A 13,015-nucleotide genomic window follows, 5' to 3' on the forward strand; every position below is an offset into this window, starting at 1 on the left:
CCGCGGCGACACGATCGACGCATGAAGAACGCCCCTGTCGTCCCCGACGCCGCGCCCCACGACCCCCATGCCCGCCTCTGCTCGACCGACGACCTGCTCGCCCGGGTCAGGCTCCTCGTGCCCGTCGCGGTGCGACGGCAGCTCTGGACGCTGTTCCTCGACGCCGACGACGTGCAGCTGCCGATGGTGGTGCCCCTCGACGGCGTCCCCGAGGTCCCCGACGGGCCGGCGGTGGAACGGTGGGGCGATGCTCTCGAAGAGGTCGCCGCCGAGTTCGGCGTCGCCTCGCTGGTCTTCGTGCTCGAGCGTCCCGGCCCCGTCGGCCCTGGGGGCCCCACGGCCTCCGACCGTGACTGGCAGGCGGCCCTTACGGGCCTGGCGGCACCGCGCCGCTACGAGGTGCGGGCCGTGTTCACGTGCGGCACCGACGGGGTGGAACTGCTCGCCGGGTCAGGCCCCGCGGGGGTGGTCGACGCCGCGCCGGCCTCGGCCTCGGCCACGGCCTCGGCCTCGGCCACGACCTCTACCGCGACCGCGTCGGCCAGGGAGGACCGCCTCGGCGCGGTGCGCCGGGCTCAGTCCTCGCCGAGGCGCCTGCGCATCTCGGACGCGCTCTCGGTCCGGTGACCCCGTCCCTGGTCGAGGTGCCGCCACCAGGCGGTCTCGGCCAGCTCGGCCGAGGTGTAGACGCCGAGCGACTCCTGCTCGACCGCGTCGAGCGACCAGCGTCGCAGGCGCCAGCCGCTGCCGAACGCCTCGACGACGGCCTCGGCAGGCCCGTCTGGCCCGGAGCGGACGAAGAGTCGGTCGACGGAGGCGCGGTCCAGCATCGTCCGATGCTAGCCGGGCCGCGTGCTGCCCGGCCTGCCCGCCGCGGTCAGCCTCGAGCCCGGGCGCGGTCCAGGGCGAGCGGGAACACCATCCTCGTGTCCTGGGCGAGCGCCGGGTCGGGCAGGTCGCGCCGAGCGACGACGCGTCCGTCCCACTCGACCCGCCGCAGCAGCACGGGTGCGCGGTCGTCGTCCTGGGCGGCCACGACGTCCCCGACGAGGCGCCCGGTCGAGAACGTGAGCTGGTCCGCGTCCGGGACGGCCACCTCCTGCCCCTCGGCGAGCTCCGAGAACGCGTCCCTCTGGGCGGTCCAGGCCGGGCCCGTCCGGCCCCGGGGCGAGGCCTCGGCGACGGTGACGACGCCGGCCCTCAGCCAGTCGTCGCCCGTCTCCGCGGATCGGGGCCGCACGACCCAGACCCGGTCGGCCGCCGCCAGGGCGTCGTCGTCGCTCGGCGCCTCGGTGCCGGGGTCGGCCCCCGGCCACGTGTAGTCGAGGTCGTCGGGAACGTCGGGGAACCTGCCGCGGTACCACTCCGGCTCTTTCTGCACGAGCTTCGACCGGTGGCTGCGGTGGACCTCGGCGTCGCCGAGCCACAGCGGCAGGTCGGCCTCGACGAGGGCGGCGGCCCGCGCGGCGGCCGCGCCGTCCGCACCGCCCAGGGCGTCGAGCGCCGGGGCGAACTCGAGCACCTGCGGCCGGACCGTGTCGGCGTGACCCTGCGCGATCCACTCGTCCGTGACGGCCAGGGCGTAGGCGGCGAGGGACGTCCGGTGCCCCCGCCACATGGCGATCGCGGGGTGGCTCTGCCACCCGTAGCCGGGCAGCGTCACCGCCCTCAGCACCTGCAGCGCCTCGACGCGCTGCTTGCCGAGGCGGGCCTGGTCGAGCACCTGGGCGCTCTCGGCGAAGTCCGGGTACGGGAGGAACGTCTGCACCCCTGCCAGGCTAGGCGCGTCGGCTAGCCGCGGTTGCCGATGCGCCCCCGGAGCACGTCGATCCGCTTCTGGATCTGGTCGGTGCTCGCCTGCGCCACCGACGGCCCCCCGCTCACCCGGCGGAGCTCGGCGTGGATGACCCCGTGCGGCTCGTTCGACACGCGGGACCAGATCGACACGAGGCGGCTCAGCTCTTGCCGCTGCTCTTTGATGGTCTGGTAGAGCGGCCTGGCCTCGGCCACGGGCGCGGCCACGGTCGGCATCCCGGTCTTGCGCGACCGCGTCGCCTGCTTGGCCTGCCGCTGGCGCAGCAGGTCCCGCACCTGGTCGGGCTCGAGCAGCCCGGGGATGCCGATGAAGTCGAGCTCTTCGAGGCTGCCGATCTCGCCGCCCGTGCCGAACTCGCCGCCGTCGTAGAGCACACGGTCGAACGAGGCCTGCGAGTCGAGCGCCTCGAAGGGCTGCTGCTCGAGCAGGCTGGAGGCCTTCTCCTCGCGGTTGGCCGCCGCCATCATGTCCTCCTCCGGCGCGAAGATGCCGTCGTCGGCGGTCTCCGGCCGGTCGAGGGCGTGGTCGCGCTCGAGCTCGAGCTGCCCCGCGAGGGCCATCAGGCTGGGGACGCTCGGGAGGAAGATCGACGCGGTCTCGCCGCGTCGGCGGGCCCGGACGAAGCGGCCGACCACCTGGGCGAAGAACAACGGCGTCGACGCCGAGGTCGCGTACACGCCCACGGCGAGCCTCGGCACGTCGACGCCCTCGGACACCATGCGGACGGCGACCATCCACCGGCTGTCGCCGTCGGAGAACGCCTGGATCCGGTCGGAGGCGGCCTTCTCGTCCGAGAGGACCACCGTCGGCCGCTCGCCGGTCAGCTTCTGCAGCACGGCCGCGTACTGCCGCGCCGCGGTGTGGTCGGTGGCGATGACGAGGCCGCCGGCGTCGGGGACGCCCCGTCGCACCTCGGTGAGGCGCTTGTCGGCCGCGGAGAGGACGGCGGGGATCCAGTCGCCCTGGGGCGACAGGGCCGTGCGCCAGGCCTGCGCCGTGATGTCCTTCGTGACGGCCTCGCCGAGGCTGGCGCTCATCTCGTCGCCCATGCGCGTGCGCCAGCGCATCTGCCCGGCGTACGCCATGAACAGCACGGGGCGCACCACGCCGTCGGCGAGGGCGCGCCCGTAGCCGTACGAGTAGTCGGCCCGGGACGTGCGGATGCCCTGCTCGTCGGGCTCGTAGGTGACGAACGGGATCGGCGCCGTGTCCGACCGGAACGGCGTCCCGGTCAGCGACAGCCGACGGGCGGCGCGACCGTAGGCCTCGCGGATGCCGTCGCCCCAGCTGAGGGCGTCGCCGCCGTGGTGGACCTCGTCGAGGATGACGAGGGTGCGCCCGGCGGCCGTGAGGTCGGCGTGCACCTGGGGGTTCATCCCGACCTGGGCGTAGGTGACCGCGACGCCGTGGTAGTGGCGGCCGAAGGTCACGTCGGCGTTCTTGAACATCGGGTCGAGCCGCAGGTTGACGCGGTCGGCGGCGTCGGCCCATTGGCGCTTGAGGTGCTCGGTGGGCGCCACGACGACGACGCGGTCGACCTCGCCCCGCGAGAGCAGCTCGGTCGCGAGCCGCAGGGCGAAGGTCGTCTTGCCGGCGCCCGGCGTGGCCGCGGCGAGGAAGTCCTGCGGCAGGGCCGCGAAGTACTGCTCGAGAGCCTCGGCCTGCCAGGCGCGGAGCTTGCTCGCGGTGCCCCAGGCGGCCCGCTCGGGGAACGCCGGGGAGAGGTGCTCGGCGGCCGAGTTGCCGGCCGTCGCGCCGACCTCGCCCAGGTCGAGCTGGTCGTCGGTGCCGGTGCCGTCACCCCCGGCCGGGTCGTGCTCGTTCGCTGTGCTCACTCGACCCGATCTTACTCGCCGGCGGCGGCCGGTCGGTCACGCCCCGGCCGGTCGCGGTCGTGTCGCGACCGACGCCGCTCGTCGGCGCCGCCGCCGCGCAGCAGCGAGGCGGGCGTCGGCGCCGCGGACCCGAAGCGGGCCCGCAGGGCGTCCATGGTCGACTCGGCCTCGCGCCACTCGGCGTCGTCGTCCCAGAGGCCGAGCGAGAGCCCGCCGTCGTCGCCCGCGCCGAGCTGCTCGACCCGGACGCCCACCAGGCGGATGCGCTCGTGCTGCTTGCCCGTCGCCTCGTAGACGGCCCGCACCTCGTCGTAGATGCGGCGGCCGAGGTCGGTGGGGTCGGCCAGGGTGCGCGACCGCGTGATGGTGACGAAGTCGCTCGTGCGGAGCTTGAGCACGACGGTGCGGCCGCTGAGGCCGGCGGCCCGCAGCCGGGCCCCCACCTTGTCGCTGAGCCGCAGCAGCTCGCGTCGGATGACGTCGGGGTCGACCACGTCGGTCGAGAAGGTCATCTCGTGGCCGACGCTCTTCTCCTCGGTCTCGGTGTGGACCCGTCGCGGGTCCCTGGCCCAGGCGAGGTCGTGCAGCTTGGCGCCGGCGGCCGGCCCGACCGCGCGCACGAGGGTGTCGAGCGACGCGGTGGCGACGTCGCCGACGGTGCGCAGGCCGAGCCGCGAGAGCACCTCCTCCGTCTTGCCGCCGACGCCCCAGAGGGCGCTGATCGGGCGCGGGTGCAGGAACTCGATGGTCTGCTCGTGCGGCACGACGAGCAGCCCGTCGGGCTTCGAGACGCTCGAGGCGAGCTTGGCGACGAACTTGGTCGAGGCGGCCCCGATGCTGCAGCGCAGGCCGGTCTCGGCGTGCACCCGTCGGCGCAGCTCGGTCGCGATGTGCCACGGCGGCCCCATCAGCCTGATCGCGCCCGACACGTCGAGGAACGCCTCGTCGATGCCGAGCCGCTCGACGAGGGGCGTGACGTCGTCGAACATCGACATGACCCTCGACGACCAGTGCCGGTACTTCTCGCCGTGCGGCTCGAGCACGACGGCCTGCGGGCAGCGCCGCAGCGCCAGGGCCATGGGCATCGCCGAGTTGACCCCGAACTTGCGCGCCTCGTAGGTGGCCGCCGTGACCACCGACCGGTCGGAACGGTGACCGATGACGACGGGCTTGCCCACGAGGTCGGGGCGGTCGAGCAGCTCGACCGACGCGAAGAAGGCGTCCATGTCGACGTGCAGGATGGGCGCCGACACGTCGTCGGTGGGGGTCGCGGTGACGAGGCGCCCGCTGCCGTCCTGTTTGCTCACCCGGTGATCCTCACACGGACCGCCGACATCCCCCGCGTCAGCGGTGCTCGTCGAGGGGCCCGAGCAGCCGTGCCGCGATCGTGGCGTGCGCCGAGTCCGTGCTCGACGGGTGGAACCGGGAGGCCAGGACGTCGCGCTGCAGCCGCCCCAGCTCCGACGACGCCCGGAACGAGCCGCCGCCGACGACGCCGACGGCCTGGTCGACGATCGCGCGCGCGGTCTCCGTCACCCGGGTCTTCAGGCCGACGAGCAGGGGCGGCCAGTCCGCCCCGTGGTCGACGAGCCCGTCGACGTCCCGCGCGACCGCGTCGACCTGGGGCTCGATCCCGTCGACCGCCATCCGCGCGTCCGCGACGCGCCAGCGGACCACCGGGTCCTGCGAGAGCAGCGCCCCGGTGCGGAGCGACGTCCGTCCCGCCGCCGAGTCGACGGCCAGCTCGACGGCCCGCCGTGCGACTCCGCGGTAGACGGCCGCGACCAGCGTCTCGAAGACGGCGAAGACCGCGAACACGAGCAGGTCGCCGCTCGGCCCGACCGGCAGCCGGCGCACGATGCGCGAGGCGGGCACCTCGACCCCGTCGAGGCGCGTGCTGTGGCTCTCCGTCGCCCGCATGCCGATCGTGTCCCAGTCGCCGAGCGACGACCAGCCGGGCTGCTCCCGGTGCACGAAGCCGTGCACGAGCTGCGGCGCCGCCGGGTCGGTGTCGTCCCGGCCGAAGACGCCGAGGCGGGTCCAGACGGGCGAGAGCGACGTCGCGGTCTTGGTGCCGGTGAACCGCCAGCCGCCGTCGCCCGTGGGCTCGGCGCGCGTCGTCGAGTCCTGCAGCACGAGGTCGTTGCCCGGCTCGCTCACGCCGAAGGCGAAGACCTCGCCCGCGGCCGCGTCCGCGAGCACGAGGTCGAGCGACCGGTCGCCGCGCGCCCGCAGCACCGCCGCGCACCCGGTCCAGACGAGGTGCATCCCCACGGCCAGCGCCGTGGCGGGGGCGGCCGTGGCCAGGCGGGACTGCAGGGCCGCGACCTGTTCGAGTCCCAGGCCCGCGCCTCCGTCGTCCTCGGGCACGAACAGCGTCAGGTAGCCCCGCTCGCGGAGCTCGGCGAGGTCGTCGTGCGGGAACGAGCCCTCCCGGTCGTGCCCGGCGGCCCGGGCGCGGAACCGCTCGAGGAGGTCGTCCGGCAGCACCGCGTCGGCGCTCCACGAGGAGGCGGGGGCTGGGCGGGCGCCGTCGGTCATGCCCCGAGGGTAGCCACGTCGGTCCTCGGCGGTAACGTGGAGGCCATGACTCAGCTGCACCCCTGGTCGCGGTACGTCGCCATCGGAGACTCGTTCACCGAGGGCATCGGAGACCCCGAGGAGCGCTCGCCCGGCGGCCACCGCGGGTGGGCCGACCGGGTCGCCGAGGTCCTCGGCTCGTCGGCGGACGACTTCGCCTACGCCAACCTCGCGGTGCGCGGCCGCCTGCTCCGCCAGATCATCGACGAGCAGGCCGACGCGGCCCTCGCGCTGCGGCCCGACCTCATCTCGGTGTCGGCCGGCGGCAACGACATCATCCGCCCCGGCACCGACCCCGACGAGGTCGCGGCGGGCTTCGACGGCCTCGTCGAGAAGCTGCGCAGAGACGGGGCCACCGTGGTCGTCTTCACCGGCCCCGACATCGGGCTGACCCCCGTGCTCGGCAGGCTGCGCGGCAAGGTGGCCATCTACAACGAGCACGTGCACGCCATCGCGCTGAAGCACGACGCCGTGGTCGCCGACATGTGGGCGCTCCGCCAGCTCGGCGACTCGCGCATGTGGGCCCCCGACCGGCTGCACTTCAGCCCCCTCGGGCACCACACGATCGCCCGGGCCGTGCTCGGCGCCCTCGCCGTCGAGAACGACCTCGAGCCCTGGCGTCCCGAGCCCCTCGAGCGCCGCCCCTGGCGCCAGGCGCGTGCGGAGGACGTGGGCTGGGCCCGCGAGTACCTCGTGCCCTGGGTGGTGCGTCGCATCCGCCACCAGTCGTCGGGCGACGGCCTGCAGCCGAAGCGCCCCGACGCCGTCACCGTCCTCTACCGCGACGGGCAGTAGCCCGGCCGAGGCCGCGGCCGAGGGCCGAGGGCCGAGGAGGCGGCGGCCGGCTCGCGCAGGCCGCCCGGCCTCCGGGTTCAGTCGCCCCGGCCCAGGACCTCACGGGGGTGCGTGAGCCGCCACCACGCGCCGGGCTCGGGGATGGCGGCGTCGAGCACGAGCGGCACCTCGACCTCGTCGCCCTCGACGTCGAAGCGCACCGTGCCGACCTCGCTGCCGGCCTCGGCGGGCCCGACCTCGTCCGTCTCGACCGACGAGGTGACCGCCGCGTCGCCCCAGACGAGCACCTCGGCGTCCTCGGCCGCGACCGCCTGGGCCGAGGCGCCCCAGGGCAGGTCGTACCGGGCCCAGACGTCGTCCCGGGTCGCGAGCTGCACGGTGCGGAACTGGCCCGTCACGCTCTGCAGCAGGCGCTGCACGTCCGCGTCGAGGGCGTCGTGGTCGACGCCGCCGAGCACCACGCCGACCACCGTGACCGTCCGCCCGGCGACCGTCTGGTCCGCGGCGAAGAGCAGGCAGGCGCCGGCCTCGTCGAGGGTGCCGGTCTTGATGCCCTTGACGCCGTCGAGCCCGAGCAGCTCGTTCGAGTTGTCGATGACGCCGACACCGGGCACGGTCGTCTCGTCGGTGCCGACGATCGCCGCCACGTCGGGATCGGCGAGGGCCAGCGCGCCGAGCGCCACGAGGTCGGTGGCGGTGCTCGTGTTCCGGGGCGACAGGCCGGTCGGCTCGACGATGGTCGTCTGGCCGAGCCCGTGCTCGGCGAGCCAGGCGGAGGCGGCGGCCACGAAGGCCTCGTCCGAGCCGAACGCCCAGCGCGCCAGGGTCGTCGCGTAGTTGTTGGCGGACTCGATCAGGGTCACCTCGAGCAGCTCCCGCTCGGTGAGCACGGTGCCCGCCGACATCGGCACGACCTTGCCGTCGACGGCGCGGTACGTGTCGTAGAGCGCGGCGTCCGCCGCGCTGAGGGTGACGGAGGGCCCGTCGCCGCCCGCGAGCGGCTTCGCGTCGAGGACGACCAGGGCCGTGACGACCTTGCTGATGCTGGCGATCGGCCTCGGCTGGGCGTCGCCGCTCGTCGTGAGGCTGTCGTCGAAGCCCAGCGCCTCGACCGCGGTCGCCCCGTACGCCGGGAACGAGAGGGCGGCGTCCGGCTGGGGAGGCGCCTCCCAGGTGGACGCGGAGGCGGCGGCGGGGGCCAGCGGACGAAGGAGCGTGAGCGGCAGGTACGTGCCGACGGCCAGCACCGCCACGACCACCAGCGCGACCGCCGCCCGTCGTCGGCGCAGAACGGCCCGGCGGCGCGCGGCCCGCGCGTCGGGTCCGTCGGTCACGAGCCCGCCCCTCCCCCGGTGCCGGACGCCGTGGGCGGCACCCGCAGCGCCCACAGGGCGACGGCGGAGGCGGCGGCCACGTTGAGGCTGTCGACGCCGTGGAGCATGGGGATCGTCACGACCCGGTCGGAGGCGCGCAGGGCGTCGCGGCTGAGGCCGTCGCCCTCGGTGCCGAGCAGCAGGGCGACGCGCTCGGGCGCCGACGCGGCGTACTCGTCGAGGGGCACCGCGTCGTCGGCCAGGGCCAGGGCCGCGACCTCGAAGCCGGCCTCGCGCAGCAGGTCGGCGCCCGCGGGCCACTCGGGCAGGCGGGTCCAGGGCACCTGCAGCACCGTGCCCATGCTGACGCGGACGCTGCGGCGGTAGAGCGGGTCGGCGCAGCGCGGCGTGACGAGCACGGCGTCGGCGCCGAGCCCGGCCACGGCACGGAAGATGGCGCCGACGTTCGTGTGGTCGACGATGTCCTCGAGCACGACCACCCGTCGCGCCCCGGCCAGGAGCGACTCGACGCTCGGCAGGGCGGGCCGGTGCATGGCCGCGAGGGCGCCCCGGTGCAGGTGGTAGCCCGTCAGGGTCTCGAGCAGGGCCGCGTCGCCGACGAAGATCTCGCCGTCGAGGTGGGCCACGAGCGGCTCGACGTCGGCCAGCCACCGCTCGGTCATCAGCACCGAGCGGGGCACGTGGCCGGCGCGCAGCGCGCGCTCGATCACCTTGCTCGACTCGGCGATGTACAGGCCGCCCTCGGGCTCCGAGACCCGGCGCAGGGCGACGTCGGTCAGGCGCGCGTAGTCCGCGAGGTCGGGGCGGTCGAGGTCGGTGATGCGGGTGATGCGCACGGCGCTCCAGGGCAGGACGTCCGGTCGGCGACGACGCGGGAGGGACGAGGTTCGGGACGGGGTCCAGGGTAACGTCCCTCCCGATCGGCCCCCGGGCCGCCGTGCCGCGGCCGCCCGGCGCGCCCGACGGATCGTCAGCCCCCGGCCCTAGGCTGACGTCGACCCGTCCCGAAGGAGACCCGATCGTGACCGACCCGGCCACCCCGCCGGCCGCAGCCGGCCCCGCCCAGCCGGCCCGCGCCTCCTCGGCCGGTCGCGGCGACACCGTCGAGGCGGCCGTCGACGTGCTCGGGGGCCGTCGCGTCGCCGTCCTCACCGGCGCCGGCATCAGCACCGACTCCGGCATCCCCGACTACCGCGGCGCGGGCGCCCCGCCCCGCAACCCCATGACGTTCCAGCAGTTCCTCTCGAGCGAGCGGTACCGCAAGCGCTACTGGGCCGGCAGCCACGTGGGCTGGAAGACCTTCAGCGCCTCCGCCCCGAACGCCGGTCACCGGGCGCTCGCCGAGCTCGAGCGGGCGGGCGTCGTCAACGGCGTCGTGACGCAGAACGTCGACGCCCTGCACGAACGTGCGGGGTCGCGTCGCGTCGTCGACCTGCACGGCACCGTCGACCGCGTCGTCTGCCTCACCTGCGGGCAGTCGTTCGCCCGCGACACCGTGGCCGCCCGGCTCGCCGCCGACAACCCGTGGATCGACGAGCCCGAGAGCGTCCGCCTCGCCCCCGACGGCGACGTCGAGGTCGCCGACATCGACGCGTTCGTCGTGCCCTCGTGCACGGTCTGCGGCGGCCTGCTCAAGCCGGACGTCGTCTTCTTCGGCGAGTTCGTGCCCGTCGAGCGCTTCGCCGAGGCCCGGTCGCTCGTCGTGGGCGCCGAGGCGCTGCTCGTGGTCGGGTCGTCCCTCGTCGTCAACTCGGGCATCCGGCTGCTCGACCAGGCGACCCGCCGGCGCCTGCCCGTCGTCATCGTCAACCGCGGCGACACGAACGGCGACTCGCGGGCGGCGGTGAAGATCGACGGCGGCACGTCCGAGACCCTCGGCGCCCTCGTCGAGCACCTCGTGCCCCTGGCGGCGGCCTCGGCGACGGCGGCGACCCTGCGTGCCGCCCCGGGCCCGACCCCGCCGTCGATCCCGACCGGCCCGCGGGGGCCCGCCGCCCCGGAGGCCTCGTGACGCTGCTGTACCTGGTCCGCCACGGCGAGACCGACTGGAACCGCGCCCGCCGCATCCAGGGGGCGACCGACATCCCCCTGAACGACCTCGGGCGGCGTCAGGCCGCCGAGGCCGGCGACCTGCTGGCCCGCCGCAGGGTCGAGCGCGTCCTGGCGAGTCCCCTCTCGCGGGCGGCCGAGACCGGCTCGATCATCGCGCGACGGCTCGGCCTGCCCGCGCCCGAGCTGGTGCCCGCGGTGGCCGAGCGCCGCTACGGCGACGCCGAGGGGCTGACGGGCTCCGAGGTCGAACGGCGCTTCCCCGCGGGCACGCCGGTGCCGGGCCGCGAGGGGCGGCGCGAGCTGCTCGCCCGCGTGCTGCCGGTGCTCGTCGACGTCGGGCGCTCGGCGGGCGAGGGGCCGGTCGTCGTCGCGACGCACGGCGCCGTCATCCGGGCGGTGGTCACGCACGTCGCCGGCGACGACGTCCTGCACCTCGGCGTCCCCATCCGGAACGGGTCGATCCACTCCTTCGACGTCCGCGACGACGCCCTCGTGCTCCGCGAGTTCGACGACCCGATCGAGCTCGAGTCCGAGCAGGCCGGGTCGGCCGCGTTCGACCGACAGAACGCGCTCGAGGGCCGCTCGCGCGACTAGCGGCCGCGCCTCCTCGGCGACCGTCCCGTCGCGAGCAGCAGCTCGAGCAGCACCTCGGCCGATCCCGCCCAGCTGAACTGCGACGCCTGCCGCACGGAGGCCGCGGAGCGCTCTGCCCACTCCCCCTCGAGGCGGCGCACGGCCGCCGCGATCGACGACGGCGACTCGGGATCGAAGTAGAGCGCGGCGTCGCCGCCGATCTCGCGGAAGATCGGGATGTCGCTCACCACGGCGGGCGTCCCGAGGGCCATGCCCTCGACGAGCGGGATGCCGAACCCCTCGGCGCGGCTGGCGGTGACGACTGCGGTCGCGCCCAGCAGCACGTCGCGGTACTCCTCGTCGGTCGCGCCGTCGTGGAACACGAGCGACCCGGCCGGTGCCAGGGCCGACAAGGAGGCGCGCTCCCGCTCCGACACGCGGCTCATCAGGTGCAGGCGGTGGCCGTCGAGCAGGGGCAGCGCCCTGACGAGGGCGGACACGTTCTTGTACGGCATGAACGAGCCCATGTAGACGAGGTCGCGGCCGTCCGGCGCCGTCCGGGGCACGGCGTCGACCACGGGGTCCGCCGCGTTCGACACGACGGTGACGGGGCGGCGGGTGAGCCGGTGCCGCGCCATCTCGTCGCGCGTGGTGCGGCTGACGGTGACCACCGCGTCGGCCCGGTCGAGCAGCAGCCGCTGCGGCCACCAGGCCAGGTGGTAGAGGCGCCACAGCAGGCGGAGCGGCAGGGCGAACTCGGGCGGCGGCGTCCGGTTCGTGTAGTAGATCAGGTCGTGCAGGGTCAGCACGAGCCGGTGTCGTCGGCCCCACGACCCCATCGTCTGCATCGGCGACCACACCACGTCCGGGCGGGCGGCGGCGACCTGCCGGGCCACGAGCGGCTCGAGCGGGCTGGTCGGGTCGCCCACGAGCAGGTGCGGCAGGTCCGGCAGCTTGTCGAGCTGCCGGGGGTCCGAGACGAGCATCGTCAGCTCGACGTCGTCGCCGTCGCGGGTCAGCTCGGCGAGGGCCCCGACCACGCCGGCCGTGAAGCGGCTGATGCCGTCGTGCCGGCCGGTGCGGACGTAGCGGCAGTCGACCGCGATCCTCACGCGACGAACCCCTGGACCGCGGCGGCCGCCTCCTGCGGCTTCTCGTAGTGGACGAGGTGGCCGACCCCCTCGATCACCGTGAGGCGTGCGTCGGCGAACACCCGCTGCAGGCGACGCTGCGCCGGCAGCGCCGTGATGTCGTCGCGGTCGGCGGCGATCAGCAGGGTGGGCACGCCGACGCGCGCCGCGTAGCTGCTGACGTCGCTCGACACGGAGGCGCGGAACGCGTCGAGCACCACGCGCCGGTCCGCGAACCGCGAGAAGTACGAGTCGTGCTGGTCGTGGATCCAGCGGCGGAGGGCACGGTCGCCGGTCTTGACCATGGCGAGGCTCGTGAACCGGACCACCGCGCCGTTCTGCAGCACCGACAGGCCGGCCGCCTCGGGCAGGGCCGCGCCCGCCCAGTAGTAGAAGACGGCCAGTCGCGTCACGACGCCGCGCGGCCCCGACAGCGCGGGAGCGGCGATCGGGTTGACGAGCACGAGCCGGGAGGCGCGCAGGCCGTCCGCCAGGGCGGCCGACGCCACGATCGAGCCGAACGAGTGCCCGAGCACGACCACCGACTCGTCGAGCCCGACGGCGGCGGCGAAGGCGGTCAGCCAGGTCGCGTAGGCGGCGACCGAGTGCTCGCCCTCGAGCGGGCCGGACTCGCCGAAGCCGGGCAGGTCGGGCATGACGACCCGGACGCCGGTCAGGTGGGCGACGACCGGCTCGAGCCCGTGGTGGTCGCCCCGGAACCCGTGCACGGCCAGCACGACCGGGCTGTCGTCGTCGGCTCCCGGCGTGTCGTAGGACCACCAGTGCGTGTCGCTGCCGGCGACCCGGACGACCTCCTCGCGGACTGCGACGGCCTCGAGGAGGCGGCGGTACGGCGACGGGACACGGGGCTCTCTGACGATCACGGGCCGAGTCTACGGA

Annotated in this window: 13 protein-coding genes; 4 read left to right on the forward strand and 9 right to left on the reverse strand. The window is 75.2% G+C overall.

Features of this window, described 5'->3' with window-relative positions; translation table 11 throughout:
- Positions 1-21: 21 nt before the first annotated feature.
- Positions 22-627 carry a hypothetical protein gene (locus FHR78_RS00550; protein ID WP_166758598.1) on the forward strand — a complete coding sequence of 202 codons (606 nt, stop codon included), beginning with the start codon at positions 22-24 and terminating at the stop codon, positions 625-627.
- On the opposite strand, the gene FHR78_RS00555 is transcribed toward FHR78_RS00550, so the two are convergent.
- From FHR78_RS00555 to FHR78_RS00575, 5 genes are all read right to left on the reverse strand, one after another.
- Positions 576-830, reverse strand: coding sequence for a hypothetical protein (locus FHR78_RS00555; RefSeq protein ID WP_166758599.1), 255 nt, complete (start codon positions 828-830; stop codon positions 576-578). The two genes, FHR78_RS00550 and FHR78_RS00555, sit on opposite strands and share 52 nt — an antisense overlap.
- A gap of 47 nt (positions 831-877) precedes the next feature.
- Positions 878-1,768, reverse strand: a complete 891-nt coding sequence (locus FHR78_RS00560) for an MSMEG_6728 family protein (protein ID WP_166758600.1) — start codon at positions 1,766-1,768, stop codon at positions 878-880.
- Between the two features lie 23 nt (positions 1,769-1,791).
- Positions 1,792-3,585: a DEAD/DEAH box helicase gene (locus FHR78_RS00565; protein ID WP_166759630.1), complete on the reverse strand. Its 1,794-nt coding sequence runs from the start codon at positions 3,583-3,585 to the stop codon at positions 1,792-1,794.
- A 77-nt stretch (positions 3,586-3,662) separates the two neighbouring features.
- Positions 3,663-4,958, reverse strand: coding sequence for a DNA polymerase IV (gene dinB, locus FHR78_RS00570; RefSeq protein ID WP_166758601.1), 1,296 nt, complete (start codon positions 4,956-4,958; stop codon positions 3,663-3,665).
- A gap of 37 nt (positions 4,959-4,995) precedes the next feature.
- Positions 4,996-6,192: an acyl-CoA dehydrogenase family protein gene (locus tag FHR78_RS00575; RefSeq protein WP_166758602.1), complete on the reverse strand. Its 1,197-nt coding sequence runs from the start codon at positions 6,190-6,192 to the stop codon at positions 4,996-4,998.
- Positions 6,193-6,237: 45 nt separating this feature from the next.
- Between FHR78_RS00575 and FHR78_RS00580 the strand changes: the two genes are divergently transcribed.
- On the forward strand, positions 6,238-7,026 hold the full coding sequence (locus tag FHR78_RS00580; protein ID WP_166758603.1) for an SGNH/GDSL hydrolase family protein: 789 nt from the start codon (positions 6,238-6,240) through the stop codon (positions 7,024-7,026).
- A gap of 77 nt (positions 7,027-7,103) precedes the next feature.
- On the opposite strand, the gene FHR78_RS00585 is transcribed toward FHR78_RS00580, so the two are convergent.
- Complete coding sequence (locus FHR78_RS00585) at positions 7,104-8,360, reverse strand: D-alanyl-D-alanine carboxypeptidase family protein (RefSeq protein WP_347877988.1); 1,257 nt, start codon at positions 8,358-8,360, stop codon at positions 7,104-7,106.
- Positions 8,357-9,196 (reverse strand): TrmH family RNA methyltransferase, encoded by an 840-nt coding sequence (locus tag FHR78_RS00590; RefSeq protein ID WP_166758604.1) that lies wholly within the window; start codon positions 9,194-9,196, stop codon positions 8,357-8,359. The genes FHR78_RS00585 and FHR78_RS00590 overlap by 4 nt, the downstream gene beginning before the upstream one ends.
- Before the next feature lie 284 nt (positions 9,197-9,480).
- Here FHR78_RS00590 and FHR78_RS00595 point away from each other — a divergent pair, with 284 nt between their 5' ends.
- Both FHR78_RS00595 and FHR78_RS00600 read left to right on the forward strand, forming a co-directional pair.
- The gene (locus FHR78_RS00595) at positions 9,481-10,371 is read left to right on the forward strand and encodes a Sir2 family NAD-dependent protein deacetylase (RefSeq protein ID WP_347878080.1); all 891 of its coding nucleotides are present in this window, start codon (positions 9,481-9,483) and stop codon (positions 10,369-10,371) included.
- A complete protein-coding gene (locus FHR78_RS00600) occupies positions 10,368-11,006 on the forward strand; it encodes a histidine phosphatase family protein (protein ID WP_166758605.1) in 639 nt (212 codons plus the stop codon). Before FHR78_RS00595 ends, FHR78_RS00600 begins: the two co-directional genes overlap by 4 nt.
- Here FHR78_RS00600 and FHR78_RS00605 read toward each other — a convergent pair.
- Positions 11,003-12,097 carry a glycosyltransferase gene (locus tag FHR78_RS00605; protein ID WP_166758606.1) on the reverse strand — a complete coding sequence of 365 codons (1,095 nt, stop codon included), beginning with the start codon at positions 12,095-12,097 and terminating at the stop codon, positions 11,003-11,005. The genes FHR78_RS00600 and FHR78_RS00605 overlap by 4 nt on opposite strands.
- Positions 12,094-12,999 (reverse strand): alpha/beta fold hydrolase, encoded by a 906-nt coding sequence (locus FHR78_RS00610; RefSeq protein WP_347877989.1) that lies wholly within the window; start codon positions 12,997-12,999, stop codon positions 12,094-12,096. Before FHR78_RS00610 ends, FHR78_RS00605 begins: the two co-directional genes overlap by 4 nt.
- Positions 13,000-13,015: the final 16 nt, after the last annotated feature.

Source organism: Frigoribacterium faeni, assembly GCF_011761235.1.
Classification (GTDB): domain Bacteria; phylum Actinomycetota; class Actinomycetes; order Actinomycetales; family Microbacteriaceae; genus Frigoribacterium; species Frigoribacterium faeni_A.